22 protein-coding genes, 1 tRNA gene and 3 pseudogenes are annotated in these 21,925 nt (G+C 64.4%); 15 read left to right on the forward strand and 11 right to left on the reverse strand.

What is annotated here, in order from left to right; translation table 11 throughout:
- Positions 1-194 precede the first annotated feature (194 nt).
- On the reverse strand, positions 195-1,154 hold the full coding sequence (locus ACLLJI_RS02235) for an IS1595 family transposase (RefSeq protein ID WP_434617424.1): 960 nt from the start codon (positions 1,152-1,154) through the stop codon (positions 195-197).
- 260 nt (positions 1,155-1,414) lie between these two features.
- On the opposite strand from ACLLJI_RS02235, the gene ACLLJI_RS02240 reads away from it, so the two are divergent.
- The 10 genes and pseudogenes from ACLLJI_RS02240 to ACLLJI_RS02285 all read left to right on the forward strand — a co-directional run bounded on the left by ACLLJI_RS02240 (position 1,415) and on the right by ACLLJI_RS02285 (position 9,493).
- Complete coding sequence (locus ACLLJI_RS02240) at positions 1,415-3,061, forward strand: DUF222 domain-containing protein (RefSeq protein ID WP_434617427.1); 1,647 nt, start codon at positions 1,415-1,417, stop codon at positions 3,059-3,061.
- Between the two features lie 285 nt (positions 3,062-3,346).
- Entirely contained in the window at positions 3,347-4,330 is a 984-nt protein-coding gene (locus ACLLJI_RS02245; protein ID WP_434617430.1) for an NAD(P)H-quinone oxidoreductase, read from the forward strand.
- Positions 4,331-4,535: 205 nt separating this feature from the next.
- Positions 4,536-5,515 (forward strand): annotated as a pseudogene (locus tag ACLLJI_RS02250) (carbon starvation CstA family protein); the annotation flags it as partial.
- Between the two features lie 2 nt (positions 5,516-5,517).
- The gene (locus ACLLJI_RS02255; RefSeq protein WP_434617433.1) at positions 5,518-6,300 is read left to right on the forward strand and encodes a ParA family protein; all 783 of its coding nucleotides are present in this window, start codon (positions 5,518-5,520) and stop codon (positions 6,298-6,300) included.
- Positions 6,297-6,680, forward strand: a complete 384-nt coding sequence (locus ACLLJI_RS02260; RefSeq protein WP_434617437.1) for a ParB family protein — start codon at positions 6,297-6,299, stop codon at positions 6,678-6,680. The genes ACLLJI_RS02255 and ACLLJI_RS02260 overlap by 4 nt, the downstream gene beginning before the upstream one ends.
- A gap of 117 nt (positions 6,681-6,797) precedes the next feature.
- Positions 6,798-7,009: pseudogene (locus ACLLJI_RS02265) on the forward strand (hypothetical protein); the annotation flags it as partial.
- Positions 7,010-7,531: 522 nt separating this feature from the next.
- A complete protein-coding gene (locus ACLLJI_RS02270; protein WP_434616637.1) occupies positions 7,532-7,870 on the forward strand; it encodes an ArsR/SmtB family transcription factor in 339 nt (112 codons plus the stop codon).
- Position 7,871: 1 nt separating this feature from the next.
- Entirely contained in the window at positions 7,872-8,519 is a 648-nt protein-coding gene (locus tag ACLLJI_RS02275) for a dihydrofolate reductase family protein (protein WP_434617440.1), read from the forward strand.
- 9 nt (positions 8,520-8,528) lie between these two features.
- The gene (locus tag ACLLJI_RS02280; protein ID WP_434617443.1) at positions 8,529-8,990 is read left to right on the forward strand and encodes an SRPBCC domain-containing protein; all 462 of its coding nucleotides are present in this window, start codon (positions 8,529-8,531) and stop codon (positions 8,988-8,990) included.
- Between the two features lie 134 nt (positions 8,991-9,124).
- Positions 9,125-9,493 carry a putative immunity protein gene (locus ACLLJI_RS02285; protein ID WP_434617446.1) on the forward strand — a complete coding sequence of 123 codons (369 nt, stop codon included), beginning with the start codon at positions 9,125-9,127 and terminating at the stop codon, positions 9,491-9,493.
- 331 nt (positions 9,494-9,824) lie between these two features.
- Here the strand turns inward: ACLLJI_RS02285 and ACLLJI_RS02290 are convergent, their stop codons facing one another.
- Both ACLLJI_RS02290 and ACLLJI_RS02295 read right to left on the reverse strand, forming a co-directional pair.
- Positions 9,825-10,646, reverse strand: a complete 822-nt coding sequence (locus ACLLJI_RS02290) for an MBL fold metallo-hydrolase (protein WP_434617449.1) — start codon at positions 10,644-10,646, stop codon at positions 9,825-9,827.
- Positions 10,646-11,239: a dihydrofolate reductase family protein gene (locus tag ACLLJI_RS02295; RefSeq protein ID WP_434617452.1), complete on the reverse strand. Its 594-nt coding sequence runs from the start codon at positions 11,237-11,239 to the stop codon at positions 10,646-10,648. Before ACLLJI_RS02295 ends, ACLLJI_RS02290 begins: the two co-directional genes overlap by 1 nt.
- Before the next feature lie 70 nt (positions 11,240-11,309).
- Here ACLLJI_RS02295 and ACLLJI_RS02300 point away from each other — a divergent pair, with 70 nt between their 5' ends.
- Complete coding sequence (locus ACLLJI_RS02300) at positions 11,310-11,804, forward strand: winged helix-turn-helix transcriptional regulator (RefSeq protein WP_434617455.1); 495 nt, start codon at positions 11,310-11,312, stop codon at positions 11,802-11,804.
- A 186-nt stretch (positions 11,805-11,990) separates the two neighbouring features.
- Here ACLLJI_RS02300 and ACLLJI_RS02305 read toward each other — a convergent pair whose 3' ends face one another.
- Together ACLLJI_RS02305 and ACLLJI_RS02310 are read right to left on the reverse strand one after the other, a co-directional pair.
- On the reverse strand, positions 11,991-12,974 hold the full coding sequence (locus tag ACLLJI_RS02305) for an SRPBCC family protein (protein ID WP_434617458.1): 984 nt from the start codon (positions 12,972-12,974) through the stop codon (positions 11,991-11,993).
- An 11-nt stretch (positions 12,975-12,985) separates the two neighbouring features.
- The gene (locus ACLLJI_RS02310; protein WP_434617461.1) at positions 12,986-13,333 is read right to left on the reverse strand and encodes an ArsR/SmtB family transcription factor; all 348 of its coding nucleotides are present in this window, start codon (positions 13,331-13,333) and stop codon (positions 12,986-12,988) included.
- A 152-nt stretch (positions 13,334-13,485) separates the two neighbouring features.
- On the opposite strand from ACLLJI_RS02310, the pseudogene ACLLJI_RS02315 reads away from it, so the two are divergent.
- Positions 13,486-14,167: pseudogene (locus ACLLJI_RS02315) on the forward strand (integrase core domain-containing protein); the annotation flags it as partial.
- A 253-nt stretch (positions 14,168-14,420) separates the two neighbouring features.
- Here ACLLJI_RS02315 and ACLLJI_RS02320 read toward each other — a convergent pair.
- On the reverse strand, positions 14,421-14,858 hold the full coding sequence (locus ACLLJI_RS02320) for a DUF4913 domain-containing protein (protein ID WP_434617464.1): 438 nt from the start codon (positions 14,856-14,858) through the stop codon (positions 14,421-14,423).
- 15 nt (positions 14,859-14,873) lie between these two features.
- On the reverse strand, positions 14,874-15,542 hold the full coding sequence (locus ACLLJI_RS02325; protein ID WP_434617467.1) for a type IV secretory system conjugative DNA transfer family protein: 669 nt from the start codon (positions 15,540-15,542) through the stop codon (positions 14,874-14,876).
- A 309-nt stretch (positions 15,543-15,851) separates the two neighbouring features.
- Between ACLLJI_RS02325 and ACLLJI_RS02330 the strand changes: the two genes are divergently transcribed.
- Positions 15,852-16,394: a bacterial proteasome activator family protein gene (locus tag ACLLJI_RS02330; protein ID WP_434621096.1), complete on the forward strand. Its 543-nt coding sequence runs from the start codon at positions 15,852-15,854 to the stop codon at positions 16,392-16,394.
- A 14-nt stretch (positions 16,395-16,408) separates the two neighbouring features.
- Entirely contained in the window at positions 16,409-16,849 is a 441-nt protein-coding gene (locus ACLLJI_RS02335; RefSeq protein ID WP_434617470.1) for a hypothetical protein, read from the forward strand.
- A 105-nt stretch (positions 16,850-16,954) separates the two neighbouring features.
- Here the strand turns inward: ACLLJI_RS02335 and ACLLJI_RS02340 are convergent.
- The 4 genes from ACLLJI_RS02340 to tmk form a co-directional block, all read right to left on the reverse strand.
- Positions 16,955-17,027, reverse strand: a tRNA-Thr gene (locus tag ACLLJI_RS02340).
- A 115-nt stretch (positions 17,028-17,142) separates the two neighbouring features.
- Positions 17,143-18,705, reverse strand: a complete 1,563-nt coding sequence (locus ACLLJI_RS02345) for an alpha/beta hydrolase (RefSeq protein ID WP_434617473.1) — start codon at positions 18,703-18,705, stop codon at positions 17,143-17,145.
- Between the two features lie 44 nt (positions 18,706-18,749).
- On the reverse strand, positions 18,750-19,904 hold the full coding sequence (locus tag ACLLJI_RS02350) for a DNA polymerase III subunit delta' (RefSeq protein ID WP_434617476.1): 1,155 nt from the start codon (positions 19,902-19,904) through the stop codon (positions 18,750-18,752).
- The gene (gene tmk, locus ACLLJI_RS02355; RefSeq protein ID WP_434617479.1) at positions 19,901-20,593 is read right to left on the reverse strand and encodes a dTMP kinase; all 693 of its coding nucleotides are present in this window, start codon (positions 20,591-20,593) and stop codon (positions 19,901-19,903) included. Before tmk ends, ACLLJI_RS02350 begins: the two co-directional genes overlap by 4 nt.
- A gap of 117 nt (positions 20,594-20,710) precedes the next feature.
- Between tmk and ACLLJI_RS02360 the strand changes: the two genes are divergently transcribed.
- Positions 20,711-21,916 (forward strand): trans-sulfuration enzyme family protein, encoded by a 1,206-nt coding sequence (locus ACLLJI_RS02360; RefSeq protein WP_434617482.1) that lies wholly within the window; start codon positions 20,711-20,713, stop codon positions 21,914-21,916.
- Positions 21,917-21,925: the final 9 nt, after the last annotated feature.

A 21,925-nucleotide genomic window follows, 5' to 3' on the forward strand; every position in this document is an offset into this window, starting at 1 on the left:
GCCCCCGTTGCGTTCGGGTGGTCGACAGGCGGCCCGAGGCCCCCGGGCGGGAAACCGGGAAACCAGGAAACCGGCAACAGGGAAATAAGTTAGCCCCGCTCAAGAGGTTATCCCCAACTCGAAATAAGTACTATTATTCTCCTCCGTCAGCGCGTATTATAGTACACATGTATTGGGTATCTGCTTAGCTGAAGTCAGTCCGTAAATGCGGAACTGACCAGATTTTTCAGTGGTTTCGGTCCGGTATTCACGGCCTGCTGGAGCAGACGGTAGAAGAGCAGCCCGCGGCTGGCTGATGTCCTGCGGTTGAACCGGAACGTGAACTCGTCCAGGTAGTAGGCCAGCTGCGCCTTGGAGATGCCTTGGTGCAGGGTTCCATCGATCCAGCGTTTGAGCTGGGAGGCAGCCATATGCACCGCCGGCATGTTCACGTGTGCCGGTATGTCTGAGCCGAGCTGCGTGAAGTGTTCGTGTTCGTAGCCAAGCTTGGCGAAGCGCCTCAGCTGCGTGGCCCCGTCCGTGCGGATGGTCGAGCCGGGAGCGACAACCCGTTGTCCGAATTTCACCAGCGCGAGTCTTCTGTCGGCGGGCCCGGGCTCGAGGCGAATGCGTCCGATTCTGTTGTGGTCCAGGTGCTCGGCGGCGACCAGGACGGAGATCTTGTCAGGACCGAGGCCGGGCTTCCCGCGGGCAACGCCGCCGATGAAGCACTCGTCCACCTCTACCGTCCCCGAGAGCACCTCCCTGTCGGGCCGGACCATGGCCCGGCGGAGCTTGTGCATCCAGGCCCACGCCGTCTCATAGGAGCTCAGCCCCAGAACACGCTGCAGACCGAGGGCAGAGACCCCGTTCTTCTGCGAGGTGACAAACCAGACGGCGGCAAACCAGGTCCGCATCGGAGTGCGGGTGCGGTCAAAAATGGTCCCGGCTGTCACCGATGTCCGCCGTGAGCATCCCCGACACATCCATAGCCCAGCACCCGTACGCCAGTACTCGCCGGCGCCGCATTTAGGGCAGAGGAATCCATCTGGCCAGCGCAGCTTTGCCAGGTACTCCAGACACGCATCATCGGTACCGAACCAGTCCTGAAACTGTCCAAATGTATTGGGGTAGTCCACGCCTGCGCACGGCATCTGCGGCGGTATATCGGTCATACGTCAGCCTACTTCAGCTAAGCAGATACCCAATACACATGTTCGATACCTTGAGTTCCGGTTCCGCAGGGTCCGCACACAACGCGGCCGGCACACCCCCGGCTTCGACCCTCGGTGCTGCCCACTCGGGCGCCCGGGCTGCCGCCGGTCCGGCCGCAGGCGCCGGGGTTGCTCGCTCGGGCGCCAGAGCCGCCTCGGGCACCGGTCCTGTTGCTGCCGGTCCTGTTGCTGCTGGTCCTGTTGTTGCTGGTCGGGTTGGGATGATTGCGGGGTGGATCACTGTTTTGGCGGGGATGGATCCCGAGGACGGGGATGACGGGGAGCGGATCGGGTTGCTGCGGGTGATGGAGGACCTCAAATCCGCTGCCTGCGCGGGGCAGGCCCGTACCGCTGCCGCGTTCGACGCGTCCCAGCGCCGCGCGCAGGCCGGGGCGGGTATCCCGGCCGCGGAGCTGGGCAAGGGCATCGGGGGGCAGATCGCGTTGGCGCGGCGGGAATCCCCGCAGCAGGGAAACCGGCTGCTGGGCCTGGCCCGGATCCTCGTGACCGAGATGCCGCACACCCTCACGGCCCTGAGCAGCGGGCTGCTCAATGAGTGGCGGGCGGTACTGCTGGCCCGGGAGACCGCGTGCCTGAGCGCCGATGACCGGCGCACCGTTGATGCCGGGCTCGCCGCCGACACCGGGGCGCTGGCGGGGATGGGGAACAACAAGCTCGTCAACGAGGCCAAACGGGCCGCGTACGCCCTTGACCCGCAGTCCGTCACCGCGCGGAACGCGAAGGCCGAAAACGACCGGCACGTCAGCTGCCGGCCCGCGCCGGACACCATGACGTACCTGACCGGGCTGCTCCCCGTCGCTCAGGGCGTGGCCGTGTACGCGGCACTGGCGAGGGAAGCGGATTCCCTGCGCGCGTCCGGAGACGGACGCGGACGCGGGCAGATCATGGCCGACACCCTCGTCCACCGCGTCACCGGTACCCCCGGCGGGATCACCGGCGTTGAGATCCAACTCGTCATGACAGACCGGACCCTCTTCCAGGGCGACAGCGAACCGGCCTACCTCCCCGGCTACGGCATCGTCCCCGCGCAATGGGCCCGGAACCTCACCCGCCGCACCCACACCAACAGACCCACCAACAGACCCACCAAACCCGGTGGATCCGCCGGCAGCTCCGGCGGGGAGATGCCGGACGCGGCGATGCCGGATGAACCGGGGATCCGGGTGTCGCTGCGCAGACTGTTCACCGCCCCGGGGACCGGGCAGCTCGTCGGCATGGACGCGAGGTCCAGGTTCTTCCCGCCGGGACTGCAGCGCCTCATCCGGACCAGGGACCAGACCTGCCGGACCCCCTACTGCGACGCGCCGATCCGGCACGCGGACCACATCATGCCACACAACCGCAAAGGCGCCACCAGCGAAATCAACGGGGAGGGAACATGCGAACGCTGCAACCTCGCCAAGGAAGCGCCCGGCTGGTCCTCCATCCCACGACCCGGACCCCGCCATACCGTCCAAATCACCACCCCCACCGGACACACCTACCAATCCACCGCACCCGCCCTACCCGGCACCAGTATGTCGGTGCCCGGGAACCCCGGAAGCAGCGGCACGGGATATGGGACGGGCTCTCTCCGGACCGTTGCGGGCCCTGCTCTCAGGAATACTCCGGGCTTCCGTCACCACAACTACGGTGTCTCTGCTGTCAGGAATACGCCGGGCTTTCGGTACCATAACCACGGTCACGCAGCGGGGCTGCGGATCAGGGTACCTCGCAGGCGAGCTGATACCGGGCACTTGGCGATGACGGAAGGGGCGCGGGCAGTTCGTAAGGAACCTCCTAACATGGGGAACATGGGACTCGGCGGCACCGGCGGGCCACGATTGGTACGAAGCCGGCACACCTAATCGGCGCATTAGACCCGGCTGACGACGGCGTCCTTCCAGCCATCGAATTCGGAACGCCACAGCGGCTGGTGTCGTTCCGGCAGCCGCCGCTCGGTTGTAGGGTGCCGAAGCCCCTGCATCCGAACGCAACCTGGCGCGACTCGAATCGGTCAATTGGGCGGGACAGGCAGCGGGGCGTGGAAGGATAGGTCAGTGCAAAAATAGCACCCAGTAAGACGGCGCAGAGTAAGACAGCGCAGCGCAGAACGCAGCAGGACCGTGCGGCGTCGGAGAGTGGAGGATGGAATGAAGGCAATAGGTATCAAGGCCCCGGGCGGACCGGAAATGCTCGAATTGCGCGAGGTCCCGGCGCCCGTTCCCGGTCCCGGAGAAGTGCTGATTGACGTTGTTGCCGCCGGCATTAACCGTGCGGACGTTCAGCAGCGGCGGGGGTTCTATCCGCCGCCGCCGGGCTCTTCTGACATCCTGGGGCTGGAGGTGTCCGGCCGGATTGCGGGCTTTGGGACCAACGTTGCCAGGGCATTCTCGAAGGGGGACAAAGTGGTGGCGCTGCTCGCAGGTGGCGGTTATGCGCAGCAGGTGGTCGCGCCCGCGGAACAGGTTTTGCGCATCCCCGATGGCGTGGATGTGGTCACCGCGGCGGCCCTGCCCGAGGTCGCGGCCACGGTGTACTCGAATCTGTTCATGACCGCGCAACTTCAGCCCGGTGAAACGGTGCTGATTCATGGCGGAACCGGAGGCATCGGCGTCATGGCCGTTCAGCTGGCGAAGGCTTTGGGCGCGACGGTCGCCGCCACCAGCGGCAGTGCGGAAAAGACCAGTACCCTCACGGCATTTCTGGGAGTGGACATCGCCATTAATTATCGTGAGCAGGATTTCGTCGCGGTGTTGCGCGAGCGCACGGGTGGGCACGGCGCGGACGTAATTCTAGACGTGGTGGGCGCGAAGTATCTGCAGCGCAACGTGGATGCGCTGGCTACGTACGGTCGGCTGGTCGTCATCGGTATGCAGGGCGGGACGACGGCGGAACTCAACTTGGGCCAGTTGGTGTCCAAACGCGCGGCGATCATTGGTACCACTCTGCGGGCGCGTCCGACGGAAGAAAAGGGCGCGATTATGAGCGCCGTCCGGGAACATGTGTGGCCGTTGATCAGCAGCGGCAAAATCAAGACTCTGGTGGACAAGACTTTTCCGATGGCGGAGGCGGCCCAGGCACACGCCTATTTTGATTCCGGCGAACACATGGGCAAGGTTTTGTTGATCGCCTGATCGCCTGATCGCCTGATCGCCTGATCGCCTGATCGCCTGATCGCCTGATCGCCTGATCGCCTGATCGCCTGATCGCCTGATCGCCTGCGCGATGATTCCTTACCGGCGGAGGACCGTTCGCCGCAAAAGTGGCGTTGCTCAGCGCATAATCCGTGACACGCGGCGCCCCGTACGCTGATGTGGCCGCGCCCCCATTGTTAGGACCGGAGTGCACGTCGATCCGGCCACGCTGGCGCAGACCGCATCCCATGTCGGCGAGAAGAGTATCGTCTCGCGCACCGGAGGAGCGCCCACGCTCGCCGTCGGGCTGGCCCACATCATGCACCAGGTGGTCGGTGGTACGGCCCTCATGAGCTTCTGGTACCACTTCGCCATTATGTTCGAGACGCTGTTCATTCTGACCGTCGTGGACGCGGGCACCCGGGTGGCGCGCTTCATGCTGCAGGATTCGATCGGTAGCTTTGTGCCGCGGTTCAAGGACACCTCATGGCGGCTCGGGTCCTGGGTCCGCACGGCCGTCATGGTGGGCGGCTGGGGGGGATTCTCATCATGGGCGTGACGGATCCCTTAGGTGGCATTAACACGCTGTTCCCGCTGTTCGGCATTGCCAATCAGCTGCTGGCCGCCATCGCACTCGCTGTCTGTCTGGCCATCGTTGCAAAACGCGGCAGCTTCGGGTATTTATGGATCGTTGCGCTGCCGCTTGCCTTCGTTTCCGTGGCGACGATCGTGGCGTCTTTCCAGAAGATCTTCTCCACGGTTCCCGCGGTCGGCTACTGGGCGCAGCATCAGGCATTTCAGAACGCGCTGGATGCGGGAAAGACGTCTTTCGGGACGGCCAAGTCGGTCGCTGCGATGGAGGCCGTGGTCCGCAATAGCTTCGTGCAGGGCACGCTATCGATCATCTTCGTGGTGCTGTCGATCATCGTGATTGCCGCCTCGCTGTTGATCACCTGGCGTGCCTTCCGCACCGGTGGCGATGGATACAGTCTCCCGAGCACCGAGGACAAGGCTGTTCCCGCGCGGATCTTCGCGCCGGCCGGCTTCCTCCCGACCAAGGCCGAGAAGCATGTGCTGGGGCAGTGGAAGAACTACGACGGCGCCAAGGCCGGCAGCGCGGCCGATTCCGGCAGCGCAATAGGGGTCGGCGGCGCGGCTTCTGCCGACGAACCAGCGGGCCGCTGAGCGTGGGCGCAGGGCCGCAAGGAAACCTAGGTCTGGATCTTGGCTACAGGCACGGCACCCTTGACGACGACGGCGGCGCCCTCGCTCAAAGTCTTATGTTTGGGTCACGGCTAACCCCGCTCAAGGACATCCGTCCTAACCTTGACGTCATTCCCGGAGGGGCAGAGCTTGACCAGGCAGCGGCCGGCCTCATCGCGCAGGGCAGCAAAGATGGCAGCAAGGCAAAGTTGGCACTTGCTCGGTCGCTCGCACCGATCGCCGCCGACTACGACATCATCTTCATCGACTGCCCGCCCGGCAACGAACCCCTGCAGGTCGCGGCCCTGGGGGCAGCCTCCTACGTGGTGGTACCAACCAAGACGGATAAGGCTGGCCGCGAAGGACTCATCGGAGTCGCTAAACGCCTGGACACAGTCATTGACGTCAACCCAAACCTCGACCTGCTCGGTGTGATCATCACGGCCACATCCTCTACCGCCACCAACGTTCACCGGATGACGCGGGAAGCCATCGCCGAAACCTTTGGCACAGATGCCGTCCTCTTCACCGGAATGGTGCGTCACGCGGAAGCTCCGGCTCAGGCAGCCCGCGATAGGGGGGTGCTGGTCCACGAACTCGAAGAACAAGTCAAGGGTGCCGCTAAATGGTACGAAGTGCTGAAGGGAACAGCCGAAGCCGGGCAGAGCCAACCGCGGTCGGCCGCCAATGTCGCTGAAGACCTCTACCAGATCGCCCATGAACTCGTTGCCCGCTTGGAAGCAGCCGAGGAAAGGAATGCATCATGACTGAAAGCAACCGCAAGCCGATCGGTGTACCGCCCCGCCGGCAAACTGGCAACCTCTCCGTACAGAACCTGGTGAAGGCCAACAGAAGCCCCGGAACAAACGAAGGAAACACGAACGCAGTCTCTCCGACGTCGGCTCCTGGCCCGTTGCCTGATACTGTGTCGAAGCAGGTCACGTTTTACATGGCCACGAATGACTTAAAGCGCGCCAAGGCGGCCTACACCGGAACCAGCGGCCAGGAGATGGATCGGAGCTGGTCCGACTTCGTATCCCGTGCTGTCCTCATGGAAGTGGAACGGCGTGAAGGCCTCTACAACGCAGGAGGCCGGTTCCAGGGCGGGACACGGAACCTGGCTCCAGGCCGAAAGATTCAGCTTTGACCACAATGCAGTCTTTGACAGTAATGCTGTCAAAGTAGGGGGAGTAACGGCAGGGGACCGCCCGGCTAAATACGGGTGGCTTGTGAAAAAGTGAAATATCCAACGCTAAGGTTTCACACGCTGGACCCGGACGACTTCACCGACGCACAAGCCATCGCAGCGATAGTCCGCATCACCCGCGGCAACTTCCGTCTAGTTGACAGACTCTTCACCCAAATGACCTGAACACCATCCCCGACGACGTCGTCGAAGCTGCCCTATCAACCCTAGTCATCGGCATCACACAGAAGCACCAAACCAAGCTGCGATTAACCGCCATTCTCAGTTAACAGTCACAGTCCGTGATGTCCGTGCGTGTCGCAGGATTGGCCCGTCGAGTCGTATCGATTCGCAAGGCGGGCATACTAAGCCTTGGTCCACCGAAGTTCTTTGGGGTTGCCGGTGGTTTAAACACGAAATGCCCGTCTTTTAGCGGAAAATGGAGCTTGTCTAGAGTTCATGTCCAGCAAAAAGAGGAGCATCTCGCAGATGCAAGTTTCCCACACTCCGGCGGCCGTGTCAGTTTCGGAAAGGACAAAAGGCGGACTCTCTCGATAGCGTTGGCCGCACACGAAGATCGAATGTGCGCATTTATGTAACGGTGTGCGCTCGAACCCAGCGACTCCGGGATGATTGCGAGGTCGTCTGGCTGCACGTCGAATTCCTCGGGTGGGCTTAGTTGATGAACTCTCATACCCAGTCCATCGCACTCGTCCGCCAATGCGTTCACGGTGTAGGTCGCAGACGGACGCGACCACGTTCCTGGCGTGAGCCGGTTGACGAATCCCTGCCTTTCAATAATAGTTAGGTATGTGCCTAAGTATTACGACGAGCTCGACGCCGTGCTCCGCGCTCTCGCGGATCCGACGCGCCGGGCCGTCGTGGAACGGTTGGCGAAGTCCCCAGCCGTCGTGTCCGAACTCGCGGCACCGTTCTCGATGGCGTTGCCGTCGCTCATGCAGCACCTGCGCGTCCTCGAGAACGCGGGACTGGTCACGTCGCAGAAGCACGGACGCGTCCGCACCGTGAGCCTGCGACCGGGCGCCCTCGACGTCCTGCACCTGTGGCTGGGCGAACAACGAACCCCCGCAGAACGCCAAGCCGACCGGCTCGGCATCCACCTGACCCGCACCACCACGAAGGAAATCTGACATGACCCGCGTTCGCATCGACCTGTTCATCTCGCTGGACGGCTACACCTCGACGACCGACCACGCCCCCGAAAATCCGATGGGTGAGGACTGGGGGCGCCTCACGGCGGCCTACGCCGCGACCCGCACGTTCCACGAGCGCGTCTTCGGCGACACCAGCGGCACCGGAACGACCGGCATCGACGACTCCTACGCGGCCGCGTTCTTCGAGGGCGTCGGCGCCGAGATCATGGGCGCGACCATGTTCGGCCTGCACTCGTTTCCCGACGATCCGGACTGGAAGGGCTGGTGGGGTGACCAGCCGCCGTTCGGCACCCCGGTCTATGTCCTCACCCACACCGCACCGCGTCCGTCGATCCCGATGGAGGGCGGAACGACGTTCCACTTCCGCAGCGCCGCAATCGAGGACGTGCTCGCGGAGGCGACCGAGGCTGCCGGCGGCCTGGACGTGCGCGTCGGCGGTGGGCACAGCACCGCGCGCGACTTCCTGCGCGCCGGCCTGGTCGACCACTTGCACCTCATGGTCGCCCCGATCCTCCTCGGCCGGGGCAATCGACTGTGGGACGACCTGCGCGGCCTCGAACTCACCCACCAGGTGACGACGGAAGTGGCCGAGAGTGGCACGACCCACGTCACCTTCACGCGATAGGACGCACTCATGACGACCGAACGCCGACTGGCCCGCGCCGGGTTCACCCTGACCCGCGATTACCCCGTTCCTCTCGAGCGCGTCTGGGACGCGTTCGCCGAAGAGGACCAGAAGCTGGGCTGGTACGGCGCCGGCGACACCATTGAGCCCGGTGAGTGGGCGTTCGACTTCCGCGTCGGCGGACGCGACGTCGCCGAGGGGACGTTTCACGACGGTCCGGTCTCGCGGTACGAGGCCACGTACACCGACATCGTCGAGCACGTCCGCATCGTCACGACGTACGACATGTGGCTCGACGGGGTCCACATGTCGACGTCCGTGGCGTCGTTAGAGTTCGAGCCGATCAACGAGGGCACCCGGTTCACGCACGTCGAGCACGGCGTCTTCTTCGACCAGTTCTGGGCCGACGGGCCAGGCCGCGAGGAAGGCAGCCGGGGCCTCCTCGAGGCTCTGGGCAACTACCTCGCGTGACGCACCTCCCGCGATTGGGCGGTGGCTGAGCAACCAGTTCGGGCCGATACCCGATTCTGAACTGTGCAGCGTGACTGCGCTCCCGCTTCTGAACTGCGATGCTCTCGGTCGGGCCATGGCCGAGAATGGTCGTCGTGGCGAATGAAACAGGAGACTTCGAGCTGACCCTCGATGAGTTGCGTGGTGTTGCCCGATACGCCGCAGAAAGTGCGCAAGAAGTCCTGCCGCTCTTTGAGGACGCCAACCCCGAAGATCCTCGGCCGCGGGACGCTGTTGAAGCTGCATGGACCTTCGCGAACGGCGCAGCGCGAACGAATTTGCAACGGCTCACTGCGTTGGACGCGCACCGAGCGGCGAAGGATGCGACCACCGACGCTGCTCGATTCGCTGGACGCGCCGCTGGCGACGCTGCGGCCGCCGCCCTACTTGCACCCCTCGCGAAGGCACCCAAGTCGGTCACATATTGCGTGCTACCGCGAACGCCGCCGACGCTGCCGAACTGATCGCAGGCGACGCCCCCGCTGCAGGCGACGCAGTGATCGAGCGGGCCCGCCGCCGTGCAACGCCTCTCCTCATGGACGTCCTTGGCCGCTACCCGCTCGCGCCTACCGGAGCGTGTGGTCGTGGGACGCGCCGTCCTTGGCTGAAGACTGAGCGCTTCCTGAATTCGGTTCCGGCTGCGGCGTCAGCGGGAGAAATTCGGTGAGCCGCTCGACAAGGCTCTCCGCAGCGCTTGGTGTGAAAACGGATACCGGTCTTCACCAGTAGCAATTCAGTTGTCGCGATTTCTGCGACAGGTTACAAAACAGACTCCCCCTTGTCGTGCCCCGCTTGCTAGTCGCGTGTCCCATCGCGCTCGCTTCGCCGGGCGAGGCGTTGTAGTTGCCCTGTGTGCACGTTGCCCACCCATTCCCAACCGGGCTTGGCCGACGGGCCGACCCGCGGGTCGCTGGGATCCAGGCCGTCACGCAAGGCGTGCAGGTACGCCCGATCTTGGTCGATCAGTGCGCGTACCTGATCAGCTCCGCCAACGGACCCGTGGCCCGGGACAACGACATCCACGTCGCCCGCCACGCCCTCGAGCAACCGCAGCGCGGTGAGGTAGTCCTCGATCGGGTCAGCAGTGCCGTTCAGGTCGAGCATCGGAATCAGGACATCGGAAAGCATGTCCCCGGCGACGAGAACACCGCGTTCCTCGATCAACAGCGCCGCATGGCCCGGGGCATGCGCTTGATGCTCGATGATCCGGACTCGAGGGCCATCCCACGGAATCTGCGCCGTCCCGGCGGGCAGGCCGGTGATGAGGCCGAGCAGGTCCAGCGGTACCAGTTCGGGGATGCCGGCGGCCTTTGCGACTGCATCCACCCCTCCCGACAGCCGATCTTCGGCAGTCGCCGCGCAAACCGCGGTGCTGTAACGGGGCGCCGCGCCGAGAGCGGAGTGCCAGAGCAGGTGATCCCAATGCGGATGCGTCGAGAAGCCTGCCACAACGGTCTGGCCCAAATCCGACAGGTCGTTCGCGAGGCACGCCAATTCGTCGCCGTGAATCCCCGGGTCGATAAGCAACACGCCATCCCTGCCCCGCACGACAACGGTGTTGCTCTGACAGAACTCGCTCTCATGGACGAGCACACCCTCGGTAATCTGCGTCAGCATTAGCTGGCCTCACTTTCATCTCGGATCGCGTAGCGGTGCATTGTGACACCCTGATCGAAGGATCGCTGCTCGAGCAGATCGAGCTCGATCGGCATGTCGTAGTCGTCGAACAACGGCCTGCCGAAGCCAAGGATCGCGGGATGAGTGAAGAGCAGCAACTCGTCGAGCAGCCCCGCCCGGAGCAGCTGCGTGGCGAGCGCCGCGCCGCCAACCCCGATCATGCCGTCGGTCTCGGCCCGAAGCGCCGCGAGCTGCTCGATCGCGTCTTCTCCCCCGATGATCCGGGTGTTGTGGTCAGCGCTGCTGCGGGTTCGGGAGACGAGCACCTTGGGCATATCGGTCCAGATCTCACCGTATTCACGCAGGAAGTCCGGCAGCGACGCATCCGTGCGCGCACGTGGCCAGTACTCCTCCATCGTCTCGTACATGACCCGACCCTGGACATCCAGGACGAACTCCCGCGCCCGCGCGTTGAACTCGCGGTGCAGTTCCTCGCCAATGCGCAACCACTCCCCCGCGCCGTTGTCGCCCGGAACCTGCTCGATCCGCAGGTCGAGGGAGACGTTCATCCAATATACGAAGTGGCCCATCATCTCCTCTTCCAAGAGTGATTGCGTTCTGCAACTACTATACTGAGAACGAAATACCTGTCAAGGAGGAATCGTGGAACCACGGTCAGGATGCCCGATCAACGCCGCCGTCGAGGTGCTCGGAGATCGCTGGGCGCTCCTTGTACTGCGCGACGTCATCTTCGGCGACCGCCGCTACTTCCGGGCGCTGCTCACCGGGTCGATCGAGGGCATCGCTTCGAACATCCTCGCCGACCGCCTCGTGCGGCTCGTCGACGCAGGGATCCTCACCCGCGGCACAGCCGCCCGGGGGCAGCGCGCTCGCTACAGTCTCACGGAAGCTGGCATCCAGACTCTCCCCGTCATCTACGCCCTCGGAAATTGGGGCCTCGACTGGCGCCCCGGCACCGACGAGCTCCGGAGCCGACAGCAGTTCATGTGCGATGAGGGTCCGGCGTTCATCGAGGAACTCATGGACGAACTCCGCGCCCTCCACCTCGGCGCCCTACCGAAGCCGCACGACGGCTCAAGCCCGCTCGAGCGCCTCGACGCCGCCTACGCCGCGGCATCCGACCCGACATCACCGTGACCGGCCCCCGCCGTAACGCACTTCACCAGTAGTAATCCAACTATTCGCATTTTCTGCGACAGGTTACAAATCGGGTAGCTCCCCACAGGGCCACAGCTGCTCGCAACGAACAGCCGCCGAACCGCTGTGGACCTTGTTCATCGGTAGAATCAACTCCACTTGCAATCGGAACAGAATCAGTTTGCGTCAGCCCACACAACCCGTCTCGAGCAACCCCTCAAGACGGGCGTAGCTCGTCTCCATCCCATTGGTCATGCCCGTTGCCAGGACAGCGTCACGCTGCTCCGCGTTCGCGTACGTGATGACGAGTGAGAGCAGCGTGCCTCCGTCGACCGGCGTGAGTGTGAGTTCGTTGATCGTTGCCGGGAAGTCCATGCCGATCATCGCTTCCGTCGTAACCGCGCGGTATGGCTCCTCCGATTCGAGGAGCTCACCAGTGAAACCGAAACGATCGCCGCCTCCGTCGCTCTCCCACTCGTACCGGTAGCTGTTGCCGACCTGTGCGGCGATCTCGCACACGGGCATCGTCCATCCATCCGGTCCGAGCAGCCACCGCTTCATGAGGTCGGCATCGGTATGCGCGCGCCACACCTGCCTGACGGTCCCGCGGATGACGCGAGCCACGCGCACTTGAGTGTCGCCTAAGACTTTGGCCTCAACAGCGCGGTCTGAGGAGAAGGCAGCGAGGTCGGCGAGCACTGTGTCGATTTGTCCCATCGCTTCGCGCGTGCCATCGAGCATCCCCATCTCGATGAGTTGTTCGAGGTCTTTTACCGAGTCGAAGTACGAAGTCGTAGTTAGACGCGAACCGCTTTTGGTCGCTTCGAATGCAAATGTCATGCGGGTGGTGGGCAGCTCAGTGTTCGGCTCGCCCTTCTCGTTCGCGAATGAGTCAGCAACCTCGAACGACTCGGGCGCGTTCAGTGAGGTCCACTCCCAGCATCCGTAATGCACGTCGCCTTCAGGACCCGTCATCCGGTAGACGCTGCGGCCGCCGTTCGAAGCGTCGTGTCGGAGAAAGGTCGCTGGGTAGGTTGGCGGTCCCCAGAAACGCTCGATCTGACGGGGGTCTGTGTACGCGTCCCACAGCCGGCGTACCGGCGCGGCGAAGTCAGCGACGATCGTGAGGGTGAGTTGGTCGAGGTCTTTGTCGACAGAGGTGACGGGCATAGCGGGCCTTCCTAGTTGGGAGTGGTTTCGTCATGGGCGAGCAGTGCGTCGATGCGGTCGATTCTTGAACGCCAAATTTGCTCGAACTGGTCGAGGAAGCGCTGGGCTTGGCGGATGCATTCGAGATCGCCCCGTACCATCCGCTCGCGCCCGCGCGGTTGTTTCTTCACTAGCCCGACCCCCTCAAGCACTGCGACATGCTTCTGGATAGCCGCGAACGACATGTCGTACGCATTGGCGAGTTGTGACACCGACACCTCGGCGACGAGCGTTCGTCGCACGATGTCACGCCGTGTCGCGTCGGCGAGAGCGCGGAAGATGCGGTTCACGTCTTCGTCAGTGAGTTCTTGTACAACCATTTGGTTGTACTTTATATCCGAAACATCGCGTGCGCAAGCGTTTCGTCGAGGATGCGTCTCCGTTCACGAAGGTGGCGACGTGTTGAGCTACGCCGTCGCGGGGATTCGCGGGCGCCACTTCAGGGGCTGTGCGGCCTCTGCGCGGCGCGGCAGGCTGGCGGAAAGCGCGCTGGCATCTGCTCGCTCAGCCGGAGTGGGACGGCGTGTCGCTGAACAGGAAGCGTGTGCGCCGGCTCTGGCGCGAGGAGGGCCTGGTTTGTAAACCCAAGGCGAGGAAGAAGCGCCGGACCGGGCCCGGCGCCGGGGAACAGAAGCGGCTGACAGCGCAGTAACCGATGCACGTGGTTAGCTTCGACTTCCAGTCCGATGTGCCCTCCTGCGGGCGTCACATCAGGTTTTTCTTTCGTCATCGACGAATACACCCGCACCGCTGGCCATCATCCCGCGCCGGTCGTTCAAAGCCGCCGATGTCGTCGCTGTCCTAGAGAACATCATCGCCGAGACCGGCAGCGTCCCGACTTACGTCCGGTGCGACAACGGGCCCGAATTCACCGCTTCCGCACTGGTCGACTGGTGCAACACCGTCGGCGTCGACACCGCCTTCATCGACCCGGGATCACCGTGGCAGAACGGCTTCATAGAATCGTTCAACGCCCAGTTCAGAAGGGAACAACTCGCGGGAGAAATCATGGACACCATGGCCGAAGCGAAGTATTTGGCCAAGGAAGGGAAAGCTATCTACAATCATGAACGGCCCCACGGGTCCCCGGACGGCATGACGCCGAACCGATACTGGGAAAACTGGACGGCCAAAATCCATTAGCTATCGCATAGACGCCGGACTGCTAACGGGGGCCAAACCATTCGGATTCGAGCCTCCGGAGTCTCGCCAGTACGAGCTGCCGGTCCTGCCATTCCATTTTCTCGAAGCAATTCAGGTCTCTGGCTTCAGGTGCGTATTTCAGTGCGTGGTGCTCATGCGTTACCCTCTGTTCCCTGCCAGGACGAAACAACCACCACGGCCTTTTCGGCAGGTTAAAGTTAAGATTCGGCCTGTTCCAAGGCCAGTGGGGATCGTAGTTCTAACTCACTGTTCGCTCTTTCGTTCATCCGGAAACCAACCGGGGGGAGCTTTTCTCGGTTCGAGGTGCTCCGGGTCACGATGTTCCTTCATCTCACAGTTGTAGAACGGTCCCTGTGGATCCAGAAGGACCCGCATGTGGTGGTCTGCGTGATCACGCCACCAGACACTCATGCCGGTAGCAGGATCAAGGCGCAGATGCTCCCAGGACCGCCACATGGCCGCAACACGTGAGACCGCTTCGGGATGGAAATACCACTGGATGCACCATCTGGCTGACTTCCCGGTGACGCTGCGGACGTATGTTGGTAGCAGCCGCTCTTGAAGGAACTCTTCGGCCGTGCCGTAGACGAGCGCCGGCGCCTTCTCGGTCTTTTCGTGCTCGCTTGTGCCGGGACTGGGGGCGGGAGCGTCCGTGTCGAATAATCCGAAATCATCTGCCATGAGTGACTGCTTCCTTTACTCCGTGACCCAGGGATTAGCGATCGGTGCGGCAGAAACGGGGGCGGCCTCTTCTTCCGGCCGTGGGCTGTACTTCTTGATGGAGGCCTGCACGGCGTCCTTGTGGGGGCCGGTGTACCAGGGCATTGTCCGGACGAGGGTGGCCGGTGCGCCTGAGGCGAGGACGACCGCACGTCCGCGGTCGAGTTCGGCGAGGTTGGAGACGTCGAAGATGCGTTCCTTCCCTTCCTGCCGGGAGCGGCTGGAGCCTGATTTGCCGGAGGAGATGGAGACGTTGGTGTAGCTGTAGTCCCTGATCAGGTCCGAGAGTGCGCGGAGGAATTCTTCTTCGGCGACGCCGCCGCCGTAGACCTTGACGTTGGCGGCGGACCAGATTTTCCGCATGTTCGCCCCCCACACTTCGACGCACTGGGACCAGGACTGCAGGATGCCCATGACGATCAGGCCCTTGGAGCCGTAGTGGCTGAACTGGTCCGGCAGGGCAGCGCAGCGGACGACGTTGGCTAGCTCGTCCAGGGCGAAAAGTGCGGGCTTGGGCAGGCGGCCGCCGTTGCGCTCGGCTCGTTCTTCCATGGCCTCGGCGATGGCCAGAAGCTCCTGGCAGGTGGCGCGAGGAGATTCGCCGCCTACTGCAAGGGAGTTCTCGGCGAGGATGCACCCGTCCATTCCGGCAGCACCCGGGCCCTGCGGAGCCGCCACGGGCCGTGAGAGTATGAAGCCATGAGTGATGACGCTGGTACTCCAGTCGAGGGACAGACCGTTGGCAGCGGCCCGGAAGCAAGCGGTGCCAACGCAAGTGGCCCCCGCGCAAGTGCGCACCCCACAAGTGGTGACCGCGGCGGCGGGGTTGAGGTGAGTGGTGACCGCAGCGGTGGGGTTGAGGTGAGTGGTGACCAGAGCGCCGCGGTCGAGGTGAGCGGTGACCGCAGCGGCGGGGTTGAGGTGAGCGGGGGTGCCCGTACCGGGGATGCTGGCGTGGGCAGGGCTCCAGAGAACGGCGTTGGCGTAGTACAGCCCGCGCAGCCCGGGGACCTCGTGGATGAACCGGCCAAGGTCATGCGGATCGGCACCATGATCCGGCAGCTCCTGGAAGAGGTCAAAAGCGCGCCGTTGGACGAGGCGGCCCGCAGCCGTCTGGCGCAGATCCACGAGCGCTCCATCAACGAGCTGGAGGACGGGCTCGCCCCCGAACTGGTGGACGAACTGCACCGGATCACCCTTCCCTTTTCAGAGGACACGACGCCCTCCGATGCGGAACTGCGGATTGCCCAGGCCCAGCTGGTCGGCTGGCTGGAAGGGCTGTTCCACGGCATTCAGGCGGCGCTCGCAGCGCAGCAAATGGCCAATCAGCACACGGCGGCACAACTTCAGCTGCGCCAGCTTCCGCCCGGGACTGTCCTGGCACCGGGCGTCATCGTCGGCGAAAACGGCGAACCGCAACGGGCACCGGCGGGAACGCGGCAGGCCAACGGCCCCACCCGCGACGAGCCCGGCCACGGTCCCGGCCAGTATCTTTGACCGCGGTCCCGCCGGTGGCACTATTTGCGGCGGCCCGGCAGGGGCGCAAGGACGACGCCGAACTTGGCAAAGGTGTGTGGCGGCGCGCCCACGACCGCTTCCGGCGCGGCTTGGACCGGTTCCACCAGATGCTCGAAGGCGTTGAGGACGAGGATCACTACAACGCGCTGGTCCCGCTCGCCAACGGACTTGCGGGGCTGCTGCCTCAGGTCCGCGCGGTGTGCGTGGCCGCCCAGCGGCGGGCACCCAGCGCCGGCCTGGACATTCCGGCCAGCGAGGGTGCCTACCTGAACGAGGTGCATCGCGAACTCTCCCGCGCCGGGAACGCCCTCGCCACCGCGGCCGAAGCCGTCGCGCTGGTGCGCCTTAACGCAGGTCCGCTGGCCGCCGTCGAACGCCGTGCGCAAACTGTGCACCGACATGTAGCCGAAGCTGCCCGCCTGCTCGGGCGCTGATCGAACCCGCCTGCTCGAGCGCTGATTGAACCGGTGGCGAGCGGCGTCCCAACCTTCATGAGGGATCAGAAAAGCCCCGCACGTGTGGGTGCGGGGCTTGAACTGAGCCTCCTAACAGAATCGAACTGTTGACCTTTTCATTACGAGTGAAACGCTCTACCAACTGAGCTAAGGAGGCCTGCAGCCGCTGGAACCTAACAGCGGACGCAAGAAACAACTCTAATGGAGCCCACGGTCCTGGTCAAAATCAAGTCAAAATCAGAGTTAAGACAGGGACGGAGCGGCAGTCGAGGTCAGCAGCTCGTCTTATCTGCGGGGACTTTCCCCTCCACGAAGTAGGCGTCCACGGTGGTGCTGATGCAGGCATTGGAGCGTCCGTACGCGGTGTGCCCGTCGCCGTCCCAGCTCACCAGCACGCCCGAGGAGAGCTGGTCCCGCAACGACACCGCCCACGTGAACGGCGTAGCCGGGTCACGCGTGGTCCCGATGACCAGGATGGGACCGGCGCCGTCGGCAGTGATCCTGGCCGGCTTGCTGACCGCGGGATAGGGCCAGTCCTTGCAGGTCAGGCCCGAATACCCAAGCATTTTTCCGAACGTCGGTGAGGCCTTCTCCAAGGCCGCCGCGTCGGCGCGCATGGCCGCAACGTCGGTGATCATCGGGTAGTCAAGGCAGTTGATGGCACTGAAGGCGAAGGTGGTGTTGGAGGTGTAGTGCCCGCTGGCATCCCGGTCCGCGGAGTAGTCCGCCAGCGTCAGGATAGGATCGGAATCACCTTGGAAAGCTGCGCTCAGGGCGGATTTCAGCAGCTCCCAGAGGTCGGTGGAATACATGGCGAATGCCAGGGCGTTGTTGAACTCGCCCGAGGTGACGACGCGACCGTCCTTGGTTTTCTGCGGATTATCCACGTAGGTGGCATTCAGGTCCCGGATCTGCTGGACTGCCTGCTCCGGAGTGCCGCTGACCGGGCACTTGGAGTCTTTTAGGCATTGGGTGGCCCAGGAATGGATGGCCTGCTCGAATCCGGTCGCCTGACCCATGGAAATGTCTTCAATGCTCAGCGAGGGGTCCAAAGCTCCATCGAGGGAGAACTTTCCGACGTTCTGCGGGAACATCCCGGCGTAGGTTGCCCCCAGCTTGGTCCCGTAGGAGAAGCCCATGTAATTGAGCTTCTTGTCATTGAGCACCGCCCGCATGATGTCCATGTCCTTGGCAGCGCTGTCCGTGTCAATGTAGGGCAGCACCGTGCTGCTGTTTTTCACACACTGGGCAATATCGGATTTGGTTTCAGTCTCGTAGCCGGCCAGCCCGGCGTCGGTATCCAGATCAAAGGATTCCTGGCGTTCCTGGTCCCGGGCCGCGTCATCGGTGCAGGTCACCGGATCCGAGCGCTGTACACCGCGTGGATCGAAGCCGACGATGTCGTAGGCTCCGCGTAGCTTCGGCGAAAAGTAGCTCTTGCCGCCGTCGCGCACCATGTTGTAGCCGGACGCACCGGGACCACCCGGATTGACCAGCATCGAACCCTGCTTTTGCGCTGTCGCTGCCATCCGGATGAGTGCCAGATCGATGGACTTACCCTGTGGGGCGGAATAGTCCAGCGGCACCTTCACCGTGGTGCATTGGAAGGTTTTTTCGCAGCTGTTCCAGGTCACGGACTGGGTGTAGTACATCTGGAGCTCCACCGGGGTGCCGGCAATCATCTCCGGGGCGGCGCTGGAAACCCTCGGGGCGGTGTCCATGGCGGGTGCAGGCACGCTGCATGAAGAGAGGAGCAGGGCGCCTGCAACAGCGCCGGCCATCATGCCGAAGGGGCAGCGGCGCGGACGGTGCCGTGACGACGGGACAGCTTTCATGCAGTTCTCCTCATGGTGGTGCTACAACAAGCTCAACGGTGGTGCTACAGCAGGCTCACGGCCATGGCCTCGACGGCCAGCAGCGGAGCAACATTGGTGGTGGTGATCCGGCGCCGGACGCTGTTGATGGCGTCCATCCGTCCGAGCGTGATTTCGGGGGTCCCGCTGGCGGCGAATGCCTGCAGCTGGGGGCGTAGGGAGACATTGACCAGGTCGACCTCGGCGGCTTCCGTGCCGGCCAGCTGCAGCAGCAGGGTATCCCGGTAGAAGGACAGCAGATCCGTTAAAGCCCGGTCCAGCGTGTCCGTGATGGAGCGCTTCGATCGGCGTTTCTGGTCTTCTTCCAATGCCTTAACCTGGGACCGCATCGACGCCGGCAAGGCGCCCTTCTCCGGCGCTCCGAGGGAAACCAGCAGCGATTCCTTCTCCGCGGTGTCCCGTTCATCGTTGGAGGAATTAGCCTCCGCTGTCGCCAGCTCCACCAGCGATCCCGCGGCCCGTACCGCAGTCGTCACGTCCGTCAGCGTCAGCGGCAGGCGGACAATCGCGTCGCGGCGGCTGCGCGCCCCTTCGTCCCGGGCCAGGCGCCGTGCGATCCCTACATGGCTTTGCGCCGCACGGGCCGCATGTTCCGCCTGACGCGGGTCGACGCCGTCGCGCCTCACCAGCAGCGCGGCCACGTCCGCCACCGGCGGTACGCGCAGACCGACGGTCCGGCAACGCGAGCGGATGGTGACCAGCACGTCGGCCGGGCTCGGGGCGCACAAAATCCAGATGGTGCGCGGCGGCGGCTCCTCGATCGCCTTCAGCAGCACATTCGTTGTTCTCTCGATCATCCGGTCGGCGTCGCCGACAATGATCACGCGCCAGCGGGCCGACGACGGCCGGTCCTGTGCCTTGGTGACCAATTCGCGGGCGTCGGCAATGGCAATGGTCGTTTTCTCGGTGGCCACGAAGGTGACGTCCGCGTGGGTGCCGGTCATGACGGTGTGGCAGGCGTGGCACTCGCCGCAGCCGCGCTCGCTCAGCTCCACGCGCTCGCAGACCAGGGCGGCAGCGAAGGCCCTGGCCGCGTTGGACCGGCCGGAACCGGGAGGCCCGGTGATCAGCCAGGCGTGCATGGGGGAAGGTGACTGTGCGGCGCGCCGAAGCTGCTCGACGACGGGCTCTTGCCCCTGCAGATCGTCCCAGACGCTCACGGCAACAGCGCCCGCACACGCGCCTGAATCCGCGTGGCCAGCTCGTCGATGGGAGCCCGGGCACCGAGGACCAGATACTGTTCTGGAGCGGCCGCCGCAAGATCCAGAAAAACGCGGCGGATGTTCCGGTGGAAATCGTCGGGTTCGGATTCGAGCCGGTCCTCGGCAGCGGCGGCGGCCGTGCGCCGGTCCCGGCCGTCGGCGGGCGCGACGTCCAGCAGCACCGTCAGATCCGGCCACAGTCCGTTCGTGGCCCACTCATTCAGATCACGGACACGGCGCTCTCCCAGTGCCCGGCCGCCGCCCTGGTACGCAACCGAGGAATCCACATACCTGTCGCTGATGACCAGCTCGCCCCGGGCCAGGGCGGGCCGGATGACCTGCGTCGCGTGCGCAGCCCGTGCGGCAGCAAAAATGAGGGTTTCGCAGCGGGCATCAATCTCGCCCTGGCCGTGCTCCAGCACCAGCGTCCGAAGCTTTTCACCCACCGGAGTGCCGCCCGGCTCACGGGTGCACAGTACCGTGTGGCCAAGCTGTTGCAGGGCACCGGCCAGCAGCGCGGCTTGAGTGGACTTGCCGGCGCCGTCGCCGCCTTCAAAGACGATGAACAGTCCCGGGCGGTTGACGCTGGGCGCGGCTGCAGGACCCGGGTTTTCGGGCCTGGCGTCGGGCGCGCGTTGGGAAGTCACACCGATAAGCCTACCGACAATACCTGACAGCCCCGGAAGTGCGTCCGGAGCCCGGTGGCCGGCGGGCAGTGGCACGCCGTGTTACGCCCGCTGAACTGGGCACACTAATCTTGACTCATGAGACTGGAATCCCCTTCACACACCTCGCACGCGGCCGATCTGGCGCCGGACACCGTCGTCGTCGCGGCGGGACGCCCCGAGCGCGGGCACGACGCACCGGTGAACCCGCCGATCGTGTTGTCCTCCACCTATGTGGGCACCGGCCAAGTGGTGGACGGGGACCGCGCGTACGGGCGATATTCCAACCCCACCTGGGACCCGTTGGAGGAGGCGCTGTCCGAGCTGGAGGGGGCCTCGCTGCCCGGGCTCATTTTCGGGTCCGGACTGGCCGCGGCGTCCGCCGCCTTGTCCCTGGTCCCCGCCGGCGGCGTGCTGGTGATGCCGAAGCATTCGTACCAGGGTGCGCTCGTGATGGCCTCGGAGCTGGAGGCCCGCGGACTGTTGACGCTGCGGACGGTGGATATTGCAGACACCGAGGCGGTGATCGCGGCCATCAATGGGGACGACGGCGGCGCGGCCGGAGGTGCGTCGGTTCCGGCCAGTATGCTGTGGCTGGAAAGTCCCACCAATCCGATGCTCGAGGTCGCCGATCTGCGCGCACTGTCGGTGGCCGCATCGGCCGCGGGCGCCGTCGTCGTCACCGACAACACGTTCTCCACGCCGTTGGTGCAGAAACCGCTGGAACTTGGCAGCGACGTCGTCCTGCATTCGGTCACAAAATATCTGGCCGGGCATTCGGACGTGGTGCTGGGCGCGCTCGTGACCTCCAATGCCCAGCTCCGGGCCGAGCTGCTGCACCACCGCTCCATCCATGGCGCCATTGCGGGCCCGTTCGAGGCTTGGCTGGCGCTGCGCGGTTTGCGCACGCTGGCCCTTCGGGTGGAGCGCTCGCAGGCGACGGCGGCGGAACTGGCGCAGCGGCTGCTGAACCATCCGCAGATCGACGCGGTGCGTTTCCCTGGGCTGAAACAGGATCCCGGGCACCGGCGCGCCAAGGCCCAGATGCGGGGGTTTGGGTCGATCCTGGCGGTTGAAGTGCGCGGTGGGGCGGCGGCGGCCGATGCCGTGGTGCAGGCGCTGCGGCTGTGGACACCAGCCACCTCACTGGGCGGTGTTGAGTCCTTGATTGAGCGTCGGCGCCGGCATGAAAATGAGCCGGCGTCCGTGCCGGAAAACCTGTTGCGGCTCAGCGTGGGCATTGAGAATGCGGAGGATCTGTGGGCGGATCTGCTGCAGGCGCTGGCAGTATCCGCAACGCGCTAGGCTAATGAC

Origin of the sequence: Arthrobacter sp. A5 (genome assembly GCF_051131705.1) — a bacterium.
Taxonomy (GTDB): domain Bacteria; phylum Actinomycetota; class Actinomycetes; order Actinomycetales; family Micrococcaceae; genus Arthrobacter_M.